Raw genomic sequence first — 15,999 nt, 5'->3', positions numbered from 1 at the left:
CTTCGGTTTTTTATGGTGAATTTGCATGAAGTCTTATAAACAAATGCCGTAGCGCCGAAAGGAGGCTCCCTCATGAATACATACCCGATGGTTCACCCGTTACTGTTTAGCCGAAACCCGTTGATCACCCATTTATCAGATGATCCGAACTGGACGGTATCCGACGATAAAAAGCGACCAGTAAACGCCAAAGTTTTGCTAGAAACATACGAACTGTTTAACGCCAAACTTGACGAAAATAGAGAATGGCCACTTGTGACGTTGCCCGAACTAGATGCAGATGAGAATTTAGATGGTGTTAACCGAGCGTACCGCCTCCGTGCTAGAGAAAACCGCGTCATCGCTATCGACGTTGAGCCTGTCGCACCACAATGGATGAAACATCAAGTTCTCCATTTTCCGGCGCAGTATACCGAATTATCTAAAAATGGAGGCGTCCATGCACTAATCCTTGTCCCTGAAAGTTTGATTAACGACGATAATCGATATCTCTTCGAAGATCTGTCTGTTTTCAAGGAACCAATACCCAAAGACAAGAACGGTAAGGATCTTCGTTCCGCCTTTTTTGAAGTCATTTTTAATGATCATTACATAACGTTCACGAAGCGTATGCTTACCGAAAAACCGTGTGCAGACTATGAACATGATCCCGTAGCTCGGCAATTTCTGGTTTCTTTTCTAACCAATATTGTGAATATGGATCTAAAAAGAAAAATGGAACGGGAAATCGCCAAACAATATCAAATCCAAATGATTGATAAGGAATTAGATGAACAAAAACAAGCGGATATTCGGTCATTCATAGACATGGAAATATTCGATAAGGCTAGAGCGAGAAGTATCGAACGAAAAGCACACGACTTTGCTGGCGATGCCTCTCGGTATGAAATGAGCGTAGCTAGTGCCATTGCGTTTTATGTAATTCAAAATTATAAGGTTGCTCTGGACACAGCATCATCGCGAGAACTTGCAGAATCGCTTACTGAAAAAGATCTGGCGTACGCCATTTATCTCATGCTCAAAGATGCCGTTCCTCACCGGGAAAAGCACGATGAATACCGAAGTGACATGCCTTGGTTGCTGTTCATCTCCAAACGAGCTTATGAGTTTGTGAAAGCAAAGATTGACCAAGGTAAACAGAGTTGCTCTAAAATCTAATGCTCGCATGCGGCTTGATCGCTACAATCTGGCGACTGGCCTTTCTGTGTGAGAAACGTACCGTCAACATGTATAGGAGGCTATAACCGATATGATTATTAAGAAGGAACGTCAAGCTGGTTACATGGAGTGCAGCGATTTGCGGAATAGAAAACCCGAAGGTAGAGGCGCAAACTCATATATGGAAAATCAACTCATAAGAAAAAAAGGTGAACTATGCCGTGCCTAAAAGCATAAGTACTAAACATATAGAGCGGATGTTTCCATTCGAATTTTACGAAGAACTCAGTCCGCAGATTCCTGGTTATACCATCATGAATTCAGCGTTTTTCAATCATGACGCTATTCACTTCAGTGAAAACGAAAAACGTGAAAAATTCGCAAAGCACAGAAAAGAAACAGATAAGCTTAATCAGATGAATATATTGAGCATCGAGCCTGTGGGGGAGTTGTTAATTCTCGATACGTGCTACGCTAAGGAGCATACAGAAGCTATGTTGGAGGGAGGAATACAACGAAGCCAGGTTCCTATGTCCATGCTTACGGTCCAGCTTTATGATTCATCTAACCAGCCGGTTTTTGCGTCTGATGTAAGCGAGGAGACGATCGCTCGTATCCCAGAAGTTTTATGGGATGATCCCAATCTATTGATTGCTATTGTTTCTCTTACTGAAGAGGGGCCTAAGCTCACCATATTTAAAGCTCCACCGCAAATCGAACGACATATCGAGCAAATGGTATTCGAAAATAAAGAATCTGTAGGAACTCGAAACCATGAGGAATAACGATATGAATACAGCAAACGCTTATCCCATTTTTCGCTGGCCTTCCATCAAAAAAATGTTTGGCCATCGCGAGTTATACCAAGCTATCGCTTTCTTACTAAGTCCTCAACTGTTTCCAATCGCGGTTTTGTTAGGAACAATGTATCCTGAGTTAACAGCACTTATCAACGTTGTCACGATTATGGTTGGACTGATTATACTTACCTTAGCGATTCGCGTGATTCAAAAAAGACAACGTAAATTTGGCTACGTTAACCGAGTTCGAATACTTCCCGTAATAGGAGTCTTCATTGGCTGTATAATCGCTACAATCATGATGACCTACTTGTACACCTCAATGGGGGTAACAATGCCTTCACAGTCCAACCAGGTGTCTCTGGATACCTTGTTTGGCAGGTTTCCTGTAATTATGTTCTTCATGATCGCGATAATAGCTCCTGTGACCGAAGAACTTGTCTTCCGTGAGCTGCTGCCGAATGTCCTTGGTCCCAGTTATCTCAGCTTCATTGCGTCGGGATTCCTTTTTGTGGTTATACACAGTCCGTCAGGTATCATGGGGTGGACGTCATATGGAATTATGGCCGCCGGCTTTTTGTATGCCAGACTCAGTCAAAGAAGCATTTATGCCAGTATTGCAGTTCATATCATATGGAACATGGTCAGCATTATCGCCTAAAAGGCGAGTAACCCAGTCGGACTATATTTGGTGTAATCATTAGTTTTTTCAGATGTTTTGAAGCTAAATTATGTAAAATATTAAAAGCGAGTAAATTCTCAATTACGTGAGGACCGACCAACAAACATATACAGAGAGCAATTGCGCCGGAGTACCTGTCCGGCGTTTTTTAATGAACTGTTAGCTGATATATCTGAGCTCAACGACTCAGCCGTACTTACATATAAGACTAAAAGGAGATATTGAATATGAAAAACGCTTTATTGAAAGGGAAAATTATCGAAATCGTAAGAAAAAATTCTCCTGAATTTGAAAATGAAATGAACCCTCTTGAAATTATACAAATGCTTGATCGCATGCACACAGAGCTCAGTCAAAACCCGAATGAAGAGACTGCACAGATGGTCCGGGAAGAACTTCAATTGTTTGAGGTCATTACGATCCGTAATGAAAAGAATGGAACAAGCTGGATCACTAAACCGATGACATATGAATGGAGAAGGGTCGAACGCTCAACATTACGTCGCATTCTTTATCTTCTCAGTACAGGAACTCAGTGGATAAGCAAATACGTGCTGAGCACACAAGTTAAAACTGATTTGAGCTTTCCTATTCCTATGATGATGTCAGTTCAATCACCTTTTCTCAACATGGCTCAACAAAATGACATCGCCAAACTGGAATTTTCTATCGCGGCTTTGAAAGAAAATATCTATGAACGCCTTCAGTCCAACGTAACGTCAATAGGTATCTTTCAAAAACCGAATAGTGTCATCAATATGAACTTGTTGAACGCTTGGCTTGAAGAAAATAAAGCACTGGACGGTACGCACGGGACCAATAAGAATCCATTAGCGCTCTTAAACTTGGATCAAATTGTAGATAGTGTCCATTTTCAACTTCAAACGGATGTCTAACCGAGATCGGTATCTGTAGGAATCACAAAAGATGGAGGATTTTGATCCGAGTCTCTGTATGGAAGAAGCTTTTGTGCTACGAAAAATAACAAAATGGCTCGGCACAAGGGGCGGCCTAACGTTACCTTTTTGGGAAACTTCAAAAACTCAGAAGACAAGTTTGCATAGAACAGAAATAAAGGACTCCCCAAAGGGAGCCCTTTTTGTGTCTTTAACCTTTAAGGTTGCAACATCTAAAAGTAACAGTTAACTCAGAACGCTAACGAACAATCCCATACATAAAACATGGATTCCTAGGGAAGAGATGAAGAATATCTGTTCCACTGCACCGCCGGTGGCATATGCAAACGTCGTACTTCGACCAACCTTCGTGGTCTTCCCACCTGACCGAGTAGCGTACTTCCCAATTACGGGATAAAACCAGCAAATCCCATGATTACTTAAGGAATCTTCGATGATATGAATCGTGTACCCCAGTGTGAGTGCAGCCAGATAAACCGATTGTAAAGCCCATGATATGGACGCTAGCAGGATTACAAACCAGATGGTGTGGGTGACCTTACGATGCGGGATGACCCGACTTAATAATCCGAAGTAACGTCCAAGCGATGAGTCTTCCGAATCGATATCTGGCAAGAGTGTACCGAGTGTGAAACTAAGTAAAACTAGTGTTGCAGCTAGAGGCTCGCCTGTATCTGAAAACCTATCGAGCAAGAAAAGTGATGCAAAAACGCCTAATACATAAAACAAAAGCAATTTTCTTCTGCCCGTTCGTAGAAGCAAAAATACGAACAGAATCACCGACAAAACGGTGAGCCCATATTCTAGCAACGAGCTGGGGAGGTGAATGGAATGGCCAAATACCTGAACATCTTCTAATCTACTATTGGCCGGAGAACGAGTCGCGAAGAATGCATACCCGATCAGTCCCACATGAAGAGCAGCCAGTGAGCCGACAACATGCGTTTTGCCCATCATAAAGCTTCCACCTCATATTCTATTTCCTTTTTTCTACACGGCGCTGTGCCTGCCCGAGAATAAAATCTCGCTGACCATCGGTGTCTTCTGAAATCACAGTTCGATGTATAGCTATAAGTTCGGAGAGCAATAAATTCGTGACTTTAGTGTCCTTGGATAGTTCGTCAACTTTATGTAAGAGACGCTCTGAAATATAGTTTTGCTTATGAATTGCTTCTAACTGATGGCTAGAAAGAGCCATTTGATTCTTAGTCATTTGCTGAAGTATGGCTGTTTGCTTACGAATGCCTTTTAAGATAGCGGGAAATTCCGCCATGAACTGCTGCTGTTCAGCAAATGATGGGAGCCCGCTGCGTTTTGTTTCGGGTAAACTTCCCATTAATGATCCTCACTCCTTCGTTGAATAAGCCGTCCCTTTTTTAATAAATAAGAGCTGGGGCATCTCCCAGTTCATCATAGCCAATTAATGGCGGAATCTCATCGTCGGCTAAAACATTCATACCATCAAAATAAGGAAGGATAGGAATCTCCATATACACCATGGCGCTAATCAAGCAATAATTCTGGTCTTTAGGTGTTCCATTGGTATAAAGAGGATGTGGTGAACGGAAACGGAGCGTTTTCTTTCTCCCGTTTGTATCCTTAATACGTTCCACAATTTTGTATGCTTGCGGCATGCGTTTACGACCGAATGCTGTGGAAATGGTCCTAATAAAATTGATAAGACTCACATCAACCACCTTAGCATCGGGAAACTGTCTCTCATCAAAAACCGGAAGTACACTAATCCCGTCACCCTGTGATAAAAAATCATTCAAAGGTTTTTCCAATACGGCATACATCGAAAAAGATTGTATTTTATTTTCGGTACTCATTACCTGCATCACTTACCTTTCATTTGTAGAAATTTGTAGTCTGAATTTAAGGATTTACTAGGACAATATTACCACAAATGTTTTTTGTTTAACAACAAAACATCTGACTGTATAGATATTTAGTAAATATTTTATGTATTTTAAAGAATTATATCTAAAGTATTATAAAAATGATAAGTTTAACCGAAAAATTAAGATGGAGAGATCGAGATCGGTCTCTTCATCTTAATTGGGTCAAATTTCTATGTTGAAAGCAGATCAAAAAATCTCAATAAAAATGATGGATGAAAAGAGCATTCCGCTAAAGGAACAATCGAAACTACATGTAGAAAGAGCAAGGATATCTGGATCATATTGCTACAAATGTACAAACGAATATTACGAGAGAAATCAAAAACAGGGGGTATACGAATGACTACAAATATGGATACAAGAGAGGAACTTCGGCCATATCGGAATCGAAAGCTTCATTTCGAAGGTGTTCTAATTGATGTAATTCAACCTAATTCTCAAAACAAGCTAAATAGTCTAACCTATGGTCTTGTATTTGGTAGCGTTTATGCACCAAATGAAAAAACAGTACTTCCGGTATCCCTAATACAAAAGAGGAACTATACAAAATAATTGAGAACCTTAAAAACAATGGGGATGTCGAAGAGTTTTGCGAAAAATTACATACGTGGTCTTCAACCTAATAGAGTGAGCAAGCACGACATGATCAATACGCTTTACAACCAAGACATAGTCACAAAAGGCGCAAATCCATATCTTGAGTACAAACGTTTAAGCGACGATTTATCACAGAATAACAATAAAGGTGGACTAACCCTTGTCAAACGCTCTATATATCACTCTTTCAGTCGTGGGGGCTTATATCGTGGTCGGCATATTGTGCAGTTTAGCTGATTATGCCCTATACCGTCTGGACAAAAAGAATGAAGAATCTGAAGTTGAATTCCCTTGGATACTACGCGCCATAGGTTATACCTTGGCCACTCTCATTTGGCCGATTTACTTCTACAGTACCGTAAAAGCAATCGTTATGTACTTTAAAAGTAGAAAACGAATGAAGAGCAAATGAAATAAATAAGACGTTCAGGGCGCTGTTGTGAGCGTCTTATGAGCGTTCGGATGCTAATCCATATTACACCGATCCTTCGTCAAAAGGGGGATCAGTTATAGAGGGAAGCAAGAATATAAAGAAGGAGAAGAAGTATACGTTGAAAAAATAGAAGTACGGAGAATGAGAATTTCACAAAACAATGTATTACACATATCTCGTGGCGCGATTGTCAATGTTATTGAACATGAATATGCTATAGTTGAAATGAATCTAAAACACTTTCAAATGAGGTGCAGGGAATGACAATTAAAGACCGAACCATAGGTTTACTACTAAACTTGGAGAAATACATAATCCAACGTGGAAGAAATATACTCGATGAATATGTCCACGAAAAGAAGACACTAGCAGAACCACAATTCATACAATGCATAATTGAAGATATAAAAAATGGGATTCAACATACATATGAAGATCGAAATTATTCTAGGATATTATCTTGGATTCCTAAAGTAGCGCTGTTAAGACAACAGTGGAATGAGAAAGAGTTTGAAAAACTTAGTCTTGCAACAAAATCTGAGATTGAACAATATGTTCGTAAAACCTTAAAGAATTACGTTGAGCAAGTTGTGATCGGCGCTTGGAATTTAAACGATAATCGTATCAATTTCAGCCCTGAGAGTCTCACATATCTGACCGAACAGGACATCTTTAAAAACTTAGACTTACAAAAGGCATACGCAACTTTTTATGCTGAGGAAGAGGTGTTCCTAAATAAACAAGTTCAAAATTTTATAGAGTATTTTCTTGAAAAAATTAAGGATACGGTTCCCTCCGAAACCAAAAAGTATGTGATCATTGCAACCGTCATCCAATCTGGAATTACCTACCGCACCTTTGATGACCAGATCATTACTGTATCAAATATTTGGGCAACCGACTACTTTGGTCCTGTTTATGTCTATGAAGCAGCACTCATTTCTATCGTTAGTGGCGACTGTGTAGACATTTCGTCATCTGAAAAAGAAGATCTGCCTGGCTTTGTTATAGCCACTGCAGCCGATCAAAAATATGCGATTGGCTAACGAATTCTTTTGCAATGTAATTAAGAAGTGTAAGTAAATTCAAAGCCCTCGGATCACGGTCAGGACTCGAATCATACATGAGATCCGAGTCCAGCTAAAAAAACGTAAACTTAATATGATCCCCACAGCGGGGTTACACTTTATACCCTCCTTAACCACCCGCTTATAATAATTCGAACTTTCACCTGCTCTTCAATAGCCTTTTCGAGTGCATATCCAAGGACCATACTTAACGTGATGTATTCATGTGGGCTCTTCGAATTGATTTGGCTGGCTAATCTCCTGATCTGTTCATTTGTAGCTTCATCCAGGTTATCCCTTAATAACTGAGCGATGATGTCATACATCAATTTTTCGTGTCTTAAAGCTTCAGTTATAACGGAAGCTGCTGCACCCTGCACGGATAGGTCCATTGCATAGGCAAGCTGGGATATGAGCTCGTAGTCGGGAGTTCGTAGACGTACAGACAATCGCTTTTCTGGTTTTCCGTGCAAGACATAAGCATCGTTATCCAGGTGACCGATCAAAAATCGGTTTGTTTTGTATGTTAAATTACGACGCAAATGCGCTTGGAAAATATGGACCACTTCTTCTTTTTCATATCCCTTGATGATCAAAGCTTCGCCGATCGTTTTCATCGGTAATTCGCATAGATAGCTTAGCATGACAATCTGTTCGTATTGAGCTGCCGTCATTGGAGCTGCTATCGCTCTTTTTTTATCCGTTCTGATTTTCCTTCCCTCAACGGTCAAATTTGATCCCTCCCGCTAAGATTATGTCTGCAACATTGTTCACGCGTTGCTGAGTTATTTTAATTTTATGTTCATCTCAGTAATGTATGACAACCATGTATGCAGCAAAAAAGCTTTGGCGATACTGAGGATAGAGGTGATGAGTGTGAAAAGTAAAAGTAGTGATCCCGGAACTCGATTGGCTCAGGAAATTATTCAATTTGCTAAAAAAAATAACATGAAGATCCGGAAAAAGGGGATTCAACAAACAGAGCACTCCAAGAATTTTCAGAAGCGGTCATCAAGTTAATTCAACTTTTATAACGTAATTACGTACTAATTCAATCAAGCGAAATTATGAAATGCGCACCCTCATAGATGGTGGAAGTGATTTAATAAAGGATCTATATTTGTAACGAAGAAAAGGACCTGCAATTGTCTTCATGACAATCACAGGTCCTTTTTGATTGTGGATTTGTATGCAAATCCGGAGTATGTAACCAGGTGATCCATGAGCATTATGGTATAGCATAATATACCTTCAGTGTGGAAGGGTCGTCTCCTGGGAAGGAGTTGGACATTTGAACTTCTCTTTCTCTTACATATCATGTTTGCAACAATTATCGAGCTGTACTGGCTTATACAGAAAAAAAGAAGAAGTTACCTACTCACTGGTTGGCGCCCAAATGTGGATTACTTCTTGTCCCTGAAACATTGTAAATATGGATATGAGAGTCCTGCTCATTGAATGCTCCCCACTAAGCTAACGCTTGAAGTGGGGGATTCTTGCGAACAGAAAAGGTTCCTCTTCTTTTTTAGCAAGCGATCCCTGCGTTCTTGCAGTTCTATCGTTTGGTTAGATGCCGGTTAAACCGCTGCTTGTGCAAAATTATGAGCGACGTTTTCATCACGGTCATGAAGCGTATCGCAAGCGATGCACGTCCATTGCCGAACCGCAAGATTCTTTACTAGGGTGGATCATGCCACACACGTGACACCTCTGACTGGTCGGCTCGAACGGATCGGCGATCCGAAGGGTTCGTCCAGCTGAAATTGAGCCGAATCGTAGTGGTCCAAAATATCCTAAGCGTAAAATCATGCATGCAGAAGCAGCTGTGATAATTAACATAATGCTTAGCGTTTTGAAGAAATAGTTTCAACCCGGACACCGAGGAAATTATTCCCTTTGGTGTTTTTTTATTGACCATTGGGTACAACAGCCGCAAAAAGTTGCCAACGGCTAATAACTTAGACTAATGTGATAAATTAACAATATGAAAAATTCACAATAGAAAAACCAGAAAAAACCGAAAAGAGGAATGCCCTACCCACACCCCAAAAGCAACCCTAACCGAAAATTTGATCAATCTCAGTCGGGACCAAAAGAATATTTATCATAAAAGAGGTAGGTGGCCCAATGACGCTGACACATTATTCACCCGCAAAAATCCATGCGGACTATCCTTACCGGCAATGCCGAGATGTCTAGCGAACGGCGCTTTGATCAACGTATAAAAGACTGCTAGGTTAGCAGATCAGTGAAGAGCTGATTTCTTATCGAGATCCCTTAAGTGGGCGAGAACACAAAGAGCTGCAAAAAGGTCCTAACGAAGAGTTAGGGTCTGCTTTCCCGTTGCTGAAACACCTACCACTCTGGCAGTCTCTTCAGAAATGTCCTGAACTGATTATTGTAAAACCTCATATGCAAGAATTCATTGAAATATCCACTCAAATCATGTCCATCATTGAAGAGTTCACAGATCTGGTTGAACCGCACAGTATCGACGAGTTATTCGCTGATTTTACAGAGCCTATGCACCTTTAGTGATATTATAGAATAAGACAGAAAGCTGTAGTGGAAGATTCGGAGGAGATTAAGCATGGGTTTTATGATTGCTCAACGCGCATACATCAAGCTGTATCTGATTACAATGGTTGAACAGCATAGGGGGTACGGTTACGAGATGCTTGAGGCGATGAAGCAGGAATTCAAAGCTTACGGTTACGTACCACCCCAGAGCGAAGTATATCGTGCATTACACGAATTAGTACAGCAGGGTGTATTTTATCGGACAAAAAAGCTGAAGGGCAACGATCCGAGGGTCGATTTTCAAGAAATCGTTCTATATCATTTCACAGATGATGGTGCGGAGAAAGCTGAGTTATATAAGAAACAGGTCAAAACGGATCTAGATCGCTGTTTGGGTATACTACACAAAGCAGTGATCGACAATTATTCGTAAATTTTTATTATAAGTGAAAACCACGAATTAAATATCAAGTTGTTTAAGTTTCATACGGAAGAGAACCTGGTCCCTAAACTGAATCTACACCAATCGTAAAAAGAAGTTGTCCCAGAAGTGCGCGTCATTTCAGACGTCTAAGTGCATCCACTGAGGTAATCACACCAAATAAGCTGTGTTAGAGTATCCATACTCTTGCACAGCTTATTTTTCTAAACAAGGCTCGCCCTGTAGGTTATATAAGTGACGAGAGACAATAACATAGTCGCATTGATGTTCTTGTCCGCTGCAGTTCATTTGCTGCATGCCACGCGGGGAAACAAAAACCAGGCTCATCGTGTGATAGGCTCCAAATAGATGCGTTTTTTCCGAGCGCGTTCAATGAGTTTGCTCATATCGTTGATTTCTTTTTGAGAACATTTAGAACTAAAGAAATATACAAAAAAGAAACCACCCGTTGACTGGCTAGTTGGATTTTATGATTTGTTCCAGGCGATCGCAAATAAAATAAAGGATCTGAAAGTCGATCTTTTTACGTGGTAAGTTCGGTACCCAATATCGACCGTGTGCGAGCCAGTGGCGATAATTCAACATGCCATGAAAATCGGATACATAACGTTTTTCGGTAAGATGTACTTTCCACGTTTCTAAGATATGAGCTTCAAGGGAGATCTTCGAGCCATGCTCACGATGAAGGCTTTGAAATTGTCTAGCGACCGCATTTTTTTTTCTTTTACTGACGCGTTGATAAAAATCGATGCGCAAACTGGCTTCTGTCGCCGAGAGCAAACTAAAAGAAGCGAGACGGTCGAGTTCGAGTTCGTGCTCTTCAAAAATTGTATTCACTTCTTGTAGGGTAAGCCCAATAAAGTGATCAGGGAACGGTGGTCGATTTGCGAGTACGCGCGCTTTTAAGGCGCGAAGGGAAGCTAACGAGTCTTCATAATACCGCTCAACCTCTTGAAGTGTCAGTTCCTCTTCGGACCAATGAGGGGAGGTCATCCGTTGATCACCCTCATTAGCATTTGTTTGAAGGAATCTGGACTGAATTCAAGATAATGACTGCGGGGAACTCGTTCCAAGAACTGCCATTCCATCGCAGTTAAACGTTCTAAGGTAATTGCTTCGGGTTGCGGTGCTTCGTGAGGACTGATATAAGTGTTGATTTGCGGTCCGGCTTCCCGCGTTAGCAGCATAACTGCAGACTTTTGAGGGCCTCTCATGTCGATTCGGCCGACAGCGCCGATAATGTTGGCACCTACAGGAGTCAAATGGACTTTATCTCCACTTACGTCAATGATCAACTCTTGAACGTCATACTCCCCATAATCTTCTTCAATGATGTGGCGTTGTCTCCGTTCTATCACGATGGTTTTATCCGCAATAAACGGTTCTAAGATGTCTTCGATGAAAATAAATAGGGTGGAGACCCGTTCAATAAAATGATCGACGATCATTTGCATATCAACGGTCACTTTATTGCTTAGTTTGGCTTCCATCTGTTTCGCTTTTAAAAATTGCTCAAACTCATCCATGGTTCAAACCCCTTTTTGTTAAAGATCTAGATACGCCCAGTATACCATAGGCCTGTTGGCAAGTGAAAAGGCAGAGAGGCGATTGCTTTGGATCGTGAAATTCAGTTGACACTGACCGTGAAAGAAGTGCAAGCGAATAGCCTGCAAGTAGTACTTTTTCTACTCTTTTTCCAAGTGTGGAGTCCTGATCAGCAAGGACTTGCAGAAAAAGTTGAAGATCGCTTAACCAGTCATCGAACAAAGGACTGGCGATTCAAACGGAGATAATCTCGAAAACGAGTCCGTTTGGATCAGTCCATCTGAACAAGCTGAATTTGAAATCATTTCGAAGCATGGAGGCGAATGATGTGAGTGACCTTAATAAGGAAAAAGCTCCGATCGTCGTTCAAATAACGCCTGATATGGCGAACTGGATGCACCCTCAGAACAATGCATGTAAACAGCATCGCTTGCTCGCGGAGAAGCAACTAAACAACGTTATCGTAAACAAAGAAAGATCCGCTAATTTACGATACAAACCAAAATGTGGTGAGAGTCGTAGATAGCATTGCGGCGGCAAAAGCACACCGGATTCCTCGACAAAAAGTAATCGACTATTTAAAACTATTTAAATCAGACCAACAAACCTTGGCATCGCATGGACAAATGAGACCATGTCCGAAGTTCGGCATATTCCAATTGCCGAACTTCGGATCTTTTGATGTCCAGCAGAAAAGCACAGTCTATAATTGGTGTGAAACTTGATTCTTTTCATTTTCAGATGAAGACCTTCCTTAGCCGGAGGTCTTTTTTTTTGATTGATGGAGCTAGCTAATGGGTTCTTAGCCACTTGTATCAATGCAAAAGCAATTTAGAAATCGTTTCTAAATAGAAATACAGCCCAAAGTAGGCCGTTATTCTCGAATGCCCATTCAAATTGACTCCGATCCTCTGACTCCGACCAGAGGATCGGTTTACTATCACAAAACGTAGGGAGCGACGTACAAATACATGCTGAAAGAGTAAAATGAGAACAAACAAATCATTTGTTTGTACAAACTTTATATTGTTTTTGAAAAAAAACTATTGTTTTTGAAATTATATTGGTATATTATAACAAGGAAGAAGTTGGGCAAGACAGAAATGAGAGGTGATTATCGATGTTGATTCGATTAACAGGAAAAACAGAATTAGTCAGGTCAGGCACGTGGGATGTTCCAGAAACAGCGGGAGTATATCTTATACATGACTTAAGAGGAACGTTATACGTTGGTAAATCTATCAATTTAAGAAAGCGCTTTGAGCAACACTTGGAAAAAAGTCATAACTTCTCATTAAGGAAAGCTATTTTTAATCCTATTGGCGAGTTAACATTTTCTTGGATCGTATCTTCAGAGATTGATCATCTTGAAAAGACGCTAGTCCATTACTTGAATCCAATATGTAATGAAATTAAATATAAATCTAGTTAAGGAGTGATCACATGACAACATGGGCATGTATTAGAGGGAAAATGGGCACTACGGAGTACTATTTGCTAAAGTTGAAAGCTGGCGCACTAATCAATAGCGTGGGCTACGCTTCTCAGATGGTAGAGTGGGACGATATGGATATTGATGAGAAAATCCAGCGAGAATTAGATGATAAACGAGTGGTGAATGAGATCGTTCCTTATCTCATTCAAGATGAAGATCGTTTTTTTGGATCTTTCATTGTAGACGTCTATCGTGGATGGGAAGACATAGCATTTGAATCGCTATCTTCCATATCCAAAGTTCCTAAAGCCTATGAGAATAAAATGGAGGACATAGGTTTTGTAACCATACCTGATAACCAAAGCCTTATCGCTCTAGATGGACAACACCGGTTGTTATCTTTAAATGTAGCGATTAAGGGTAAAAATGGACTGCCTGCATCAAGCAAATTATCTGATGAGGTAATAAATAAGTTAAAACCACACCCTGATCTGGTAGAAGAGGAATTGACGGTCATCCTTATTCCTCATACCGACACAATGAAAGTGAGAAAAATCTTTAATAAAATTAATCGATATGCAAAAGGGACAAGCCGTGGAGATAACATCATTATGGATGAGGATGATATTTATGCTGTAATATCCCGCCGCATCATGAAAGCGGGAGAACCTTTAGCTCCTAAAAACAAGCAAGATCTGGTTAATTGGACAAGCAATACGTTATCTGTACGAAGCAAAAATCTTACTACAATTAGTGCAGTTTATTCCATCACAGAAGAGATAATCGGTAAATACGATAAGAATCTTCTTCCTTCAAATGATATCGTTGAGGAAAAGTATGAAGAAGTATCTGAATTTTGGTCCTGTTTCCTTGAAGGTATGGATGACTTTACTACGTACGTAAAAATCATCGAAGGTGTAGAAAAAAATAAAGATATTCCTACACTACGTGCTGAGAGTTTATTGCTGAAACCCGTAACTCAAATGGCTATATCCATTGCATATAAACTTTGTCTACGTGAAGGAATTACGCTTTCGGCATTTATCGAGAAACTTAATCATATTTCGTGGAAATACGAAAGTGAACTATGGCAATCAATTATCGTTATCAAAGGTACAACCAAAATAATTACAAACAAACAAGCGATAACCTATGCTGGTCGCCTAATTGCTTACTTGATTTGTGGTAATCAATATTCAGATTCAAAAAAAGAAGCGTTGAAAATTGACATCCGAAGAATTAAACCAGAATTTGAATTACCATTACTATAAGAGGACAGCAGCAAGTAGGATATTTCCTGCTTGCTGCTAACAACCTGAAAAGGGAGGTTTTTCAAATATATTAAATCGAAACGCCATCCTTTCCCGACTCTTGTAGTATAAGCTACTAAATACACTACAACTACATAACAGCTATTGCACAGCGAATTACCATTCCATTTCTAATATACTAAAAATCAAATTTAAGGATGGTGCCTTCATGAAAACTCCAGAAACACAAGAGCTTCAATCATTTTCGGTCTCCCAAATGGGTGGCCTGTTACTTGCATACCTTCGTCGTAATACTCGAGAAGCTGCAGATCACCAAGGCCACCGATCTTTTCATTATTATCCTACTGGTGTTGAAGGAATCTTAGAGTTTGAGATATTGCCGATCTGGAACGGTAATGCCGGTACTGAACCGTTGAATCGGCTTCGTCATTTGTTTAATGATGCCATTACTTTACTGAATCGGGAAGATCTTATCCGCCCGGACCTTTCTCAAAGCAGCTCCCGGGAATTTTTTCAGTTAACGTCTCGAGGAGAGTCTGTTCAAATCCGCTCGAATTGGGAACTGCGTCTTATGAAGTCGACTACCGATGTCATCGAAATGGTCAGGCCTTCCGTTTTGCATCTGGTCGCCTATGACCAAAATGATGATCCAGCAAATGGGACCTGCTTTATTATCGATGGGAACCATCTACTTACATGCAAGCACAATCTAGATCTTCAGCGCTGGGAAATTCACTTTCCTACAGGGCAGCAGATTTCAGGAGATCGATTTGTAGTCCACCCTCACCCTACTCGGGACCTGGCGATTCTCTCACTTCGTGAACCGGAAGATGCGGTGTTGTTTAAAGGGCTCTCACCTCTCTTGCTCGGCCATAGCACCCTGATCTCACCTGGAGATACCCTCATTGCATTTGGTTATCCAGACATCCCGTCTAGATATCCAATACAACTTCATGTCGATGGTATTTATCAGGGGACAACCCGGTATTACAACAATGATCCATATGTAACGATGAGTAACCCGGTACAGGGAGGCTACAGCGGTGGTCCGGTTTTGTCCCTCTATGGTGAAGTGGTGGCCGTCACGACTCAATCGACGGGGCGCGGTGACGATACGAATGGTGCGGGAATAGAGAGATCCGTTCACAATCATGGAACACCAATCGAGGAAATCTTTACAATGCTGCAAAGTGTGTGAGACTTCTGTGGGCTTCTGTGAAGGATTCTG

Annotated in this window: 20 protein-coding genes; 14 read left to right on the top strand and 6 right to left on the bottom strand. The window is 40.7% G+C overall.

Annotated elements, in window-relative coordinates:
• Nucleotides 1-72 precede the first annotated feature (72 nt).
• The 4 genes from NST38_RS30720 (at nucleotide 73) to NST38_RS30705 (ending at nucleotide 3,536) form a co-directional block, all read left to right on the top strand.
• Nucleotides 73-1,158, top strand: a complete 1,086-nt coding sequence (locus NST38_RS30720; RefSeq protein WP_341344313.1) for a hypothetical protein — start codon at nucleotides 73-75, stop codon at nucleotides 1,156-1,158.
• Nucleotides 1,159-1,379: 221 nt separating this feature from the next.
• Nucleotides 1,380-1,943 carry a hypothetical protein gene (locus NST38_RS30715; RefSeq protein ID WP_341344312.1) on the top strand — a complete coding sequence of 188 codons (564 nt, stop codon included), beginning with the start codon at nucleotides 1,380-1,382 and terminating at the stop codon, nucleotides 1,941-1,943.
• 4 nt (nucleotides 1,944-1,947) lie between these two features.
• On the top strand, nucleotides 1,948-2,619 hold the full coding sequence (locus NST38_RS30710; protein ID WP_341344311.1) for a CPBP family intramembrane glutamic endopeptidase: 672 nt from the start codon (nucleotides 1,948-1,950) through the stop codon (nucleotides 2,617-2,619).
• A gap of 248 nt (nucleotides 2,620-2,867) precedes the next feature.
• Nucleotides 2,868-3,536 carry a hypothetical protein gene (locus NST38_RS30705; RefSeq protein ID WP_341344310.1) on the top strand — a complete coding sequence of 223 codons (669 nt, stop codon included), beginning with the start codon at nucleotides 2,868-2,870 and terminating at the stop codon, nucleotides 3,534-3,536.
• 246 nt (nucleotides 3,537-3,782) lie between these two features.
• Here the strand turns inward: NST38_RS30705 and NST38_RS30700 are convergent, their stop codons facing one another.
• From NST38_RS30700 to NST38_RS30690, 3 genes are read right to left on the bottom strand one after another with little or no spacing between them, the layout of a single operon-like run.
• Nucleotides 3,783-4,514, bottom strand: a complete 732-nt coding sequence (locus NST38_RS30700) for a metal-dependent hydrolase (protein ID WP_341344309.1) — start codon at nucleotides 4,512-4,514, stop codon at nucleotides 3,783-3,785.
• Nucleotides 4,515-4,533: 19 nt separating this feature from the next.
• Complete coding sequence (locus NST38_RS30695; protein WP_341344308.1) at nucleotides 4,534-4,893, bottom strand: hypothetical protein; 360 nt, start codon at nucleotides 4,891-4,893, stop codon at nucleotides 4,534-4,536.
• A gap of 40 nt (nucleotides 4,894-4,933) precedes the next feature.
• Entirely contained in the window at nucleotides 4,934-5,389 is a 456-nt protein-coding gene (locus NST38_RS30690; protein ID WP_341344307.1) for a hypothetical protein, read from the bottom strand.
• Between the two features lie 411 nt (nucleotides 5,390-5,800).
• Here NST38_RS30690 and NST38_RS30685 point away from each other — a divergent pair, with 411 nt between their 5' ends.
• Together NST38_RS30685 and NST38_RS30680 are read left to right on the top strand one after the other, a co-directional pair.
• Nucleotides 5,801-6,013: a hypothetical protein gene (locus NST38_RS30685; protein ID WP_341344306.1), complete on the top strand. Its 213-nt coding sequence runs from the start codon at nucleotides 5,801-5,803 to the stop codon at nucleotides 6,011-6,013.
• Nucleotides 6,014-6,751: 738 nt separating this feature from the next.
• Nucleotides 6,752-7,537 (top strand): hypothetical protein, encoded by a 786-nt coding sequence (locus tag NST38_RS30680; RefSeq protein WP_341344305.1) that lies wholly within the window; start codon nucleotides 6,752-6,754, stop codon nucleotides 7,535-7,537.
• A 140-nt stretch (nucleotides 7,538-7,677) separates the two neighbouring features.
• Here the strand turns inward: NST38_RS30680 and NST38_RS30675 are convergent, their stop codons facing one another.
• Nucleotides 7,678-8,289 (bottom strand): hypothetical protein, encoded by a 612-nt coding sequence (locus tag NST38_RS30675; protein WP_341344304.1) that lies wholly within the window; start codon nucleotides 8,287-8,289, stop codon nucleotides 7,678-7,680.
• A gap of 839 nt (nucleotides 8,290-9,128) precedes the next feature.
• On the opposite strand from NST38_RS30675, the gene NST38_RS30670 reads away from it, so the two are divergent.
• The 3 genes from NST38_RS30670 to NST38_RS30660 all read left to right on the top strand — a co-directional run bounded on the left by NST38_RS30670 (nucleotide 9,129) and on the right by NST38_RS30660 (nucleotide 10,511).
• Nucleotides 9,129-9,263: a hypothetical protein gene (locus NST38_RS30670; RefSeq protein ID WP_341344303.1), complete on the top strand. Its 135-nt coding sequence runs from the start codon at nucleotides 9,129-9,131 to the stop codon at nucleotides 9,261-9,263.
• A 638-nt stretch (nucleotides 9,264-9,901) separates the two neighbouring features.
• The gene (locus tag NST38_RS30665; protein ID WP_341344302.1) at nucleotides 9,902-10,093 is read left to right on the top strand and encodes a Y-family DNA polymerase; all 192 of its coding nucleotides are present in this window, start codon (nucleotides 9,902-9,904) and stop codon (nucleotides 10,091-10,093) included.
• A gap of 55 nt (nucleotides 10,094-10,148) precedes the next feature.
• Entirely contained in the window at nucleotides 10,149-10,511 is a 363-nt protein-coding gene (locus NST38_RS30660; RefSeq protein WP_341344301.1) for a helix-turn-helix transcriptional regulator, read from the top strand.
• Between the two features lie 465 nt (nucleotides 10,512-10,976).
• Here NST38_RS30660 and NST38_RS30655 read toward each other — a convergent pair whose 3' ends face one another.
• The gene (locus NST38_RS30655) at nucleotides 10,977-11,513 is read right to left on the bottom strand and encodes a hypothetical protein (protein ID WP_341344300.1); all 537 of its coding nucleotides are present in this window, start codon (nucleotides 11,511-11,513) and stop codon (nucleotides 10,977-10,979) included.
• Complete coding sequence (locus NST38_RS30650; protein ID WP_341344299.1) at nucleotides 11,510-12,046, bottom strand: hypothetical protein; 537 nt, start codon at nucleotides 12,044-12,046, stop codon at nucleotides 11,510-11,512. Before NST38_RS30650 ends, NST38_RS30655 begins: the two co-directional genes overlap by 4 nt.
• Nucleotides 12,047-12,133: 87 nt before the next feature.
• Here NST38_RS30650 and NST38_RS30645 point away from each other — a divergent pair, with 87 nt between their 5' ends.
• From NST38_RS30645 to NST38_RS30625, 5 genes are all read left to right on the top strand, one after another.
• The gene (locus NST38_RS30645; protein WP_341344298.1) at nucleotides 12,134-12,313 is read left to right on the top strand and encodes a hypothetical protein; all 180 of its coding nucleotides are present in this window, start codon (nucleotides 12,134-12,136) and stop codon (nucleotides 12,311-12,313) included.
• A gap of 80 nt (nucleotides 12,314-12,393) precedes the next feature.
• Nucleotides 12,394-12,591, top strand: a complete 198-nt coding sequence (locus NST38_RS30640; RefSeq protein WP_341344297.1) for a hypothetical protein — start codon at nucleotides 12,394-12,396, stop codon at nucleotides 12,589-12,591.
• 594 nt (nucleotides 12,592-13,185) lie between these two features.
• Nucleotides 13,186-13,497 (top strand): GIY-YIG nuclease family protein, encoded by a 312-nt coding sequence (locus NST38_RS30635; RefSeq protein WP_341344296.1) that lies wholly within the window; start codon nucleotides 13,186-13,188, stop codon nucleotides 13,495-13,497.
• An 11-nt stretch (nucleotides 13,498-13,508) separates the two neighbouring features.
• Nucleotides 13,509-14,771 (top strand): DNA sulfur modification protein DndB, encoded by a 1,263-nt coding sequence (locus tag NST38_RS30630; protein WP_341344295.1) that lies wholly within the window; start codon nucleotides 13,509-13,511, stop codon nucleotides 14,769-14,771.
• 208 nt (nucleotides 14,772-14,979) lie between these two features.
• On the top strand, nucleotides 14,980-15,969 hold the full coding sequence (locus NST38_RS30625; RefSeq protein ID WP_341344294.1) for a S1 family peptidase: 990 nt from the start codon (nucleotides 14,980-14,982) through the stop codon (nucleotides 15,967-15,969).
• The last annotated feature ends 30 nt before the right edge of the window (nucleotides 15,970-15,999 follow it).

This window comes from Paenibacillus sp. FSL H8-0104 (assembly GCF_038050215.1).
In the GTDB taxonomy this organism is placed as follows: domain Bacteria; phylum Bacillota; class Bacilli; order Paenibacillales; family Paenibacillaceae; genus Paenibacillus; species Paenibacillus amylolyticus.
The sequence above is the reverse complement of the archived record's forward strand: the minus strand, read 5'-3'. Positions and strand labels throughout refer to the sequence as shown.

Excerpts from the sequence above, each read along its gene's own strand:
- NST38_RS30720 (WP_341344313.1), top strand. The coding sequence starts at position 73 with ATGAATACATACCCGATGGTTCACCCGTTACTGTTTAGCCGAAACCCG.
- NST38_RS30710 (WP_341344311.1), top strand. The coding sequence starts at position 1,948 with ATGAATACAGCAAACGCTTATCCCATTTTTCGCTGGCCTTCCATCAAA.
- NST38_RS30705 (WP_341344310.1), top strand. The coding sequence starts at position 2,868 with ATGAAAAACGCTTTATTGAAAGGGAAAATTATCGAAATCGTAAGAAAA.
- NST38_RS30700 (WP_341344309.1), bottom strand. The coding sequence starts at position 4,514 with ATGATGGGCAAAACGCATGTTGTCGGCTCACTGGCTGCTCTTCATGTG.
- NST38_RS30695 (WP_341344308.1), bottom strand. The coding sequence starts at position 4,893 with ATGGGAAGTTTACCCGAAACAAAACGCAGCGGGCTCCCATCATTTGCT.
- NST38_RS30690 (WP_341344307.1), bottom strand. The coding sequence starts at position 5,389 with ATGAGTACCGAAAATAAAATACAATCTTTTTCGATGTATGCCGTATTG.
- NST38_RS30685 (WP_341344306.1), top strand. The coding sequence starts at position 5,801 with ATGACTACAAATATGGATACAAGAGAGGAACTTCGGCCATATCGGAAT.
- NST38_RS30680 (WP_341344305.1), top strand. The coding sequence starts at position 6,752 with ATGACAATTAAAGACCGAACCATAGGTTTACTACTAAACTTGGAGAAA.
- NST38_RS30670 (WP_341344303.1), top strand. The coding sequence starts at position 9,129 with ATGCCGGTTAAACCGCTGCTTGTGCAAAATTATGAGCGACGTTTTCAT.
- NST38_RS30660 (WP_341344301.1), top strand. The coding sequence starts at position 10,149 with ATGGGTTTTATGATTGCTCAACGCGCATACATCAAGCTGTATCTGATT.
- NST38_RS30655 (WP_341344300.1), bottom strand. The coding sequence starts at position 11,513 with ATGACCTCCCCTCATTGGTCCGAAGAGGAACTGACACTTCAAGAGGTT.
- NST38_RS30650 (WP_341344299.1), bottom strand. The coding sequence starts at position 12,046 with ATGGATGAGTTTGAGCAATTTTTAAAAGCGAAACAGATGGAAGCCAAA.
- NST38_RS30635 (WP_341344296.1), top strand. The coding sequence starts at position 13,186 with ATGTTGATTCGATTAACAGGAAAAACAGAATTAGTCAGGTCAGGCACG.
- NST38_RS30630 (WP_341344295.1), top strand. The coding sequence starts at position 13,509 with ATGACAACATGGGCATGTATTAGAGGGAAAATGGGCACTACGGAGTAC.
- NST38_RS30625 (WP_341344294.1), top strand. The coding sequence starts at position 14,980 with ATGAAAACTCCAGAAACACAAGAGCTTCAATCATTTTCGGTCTCCCAA.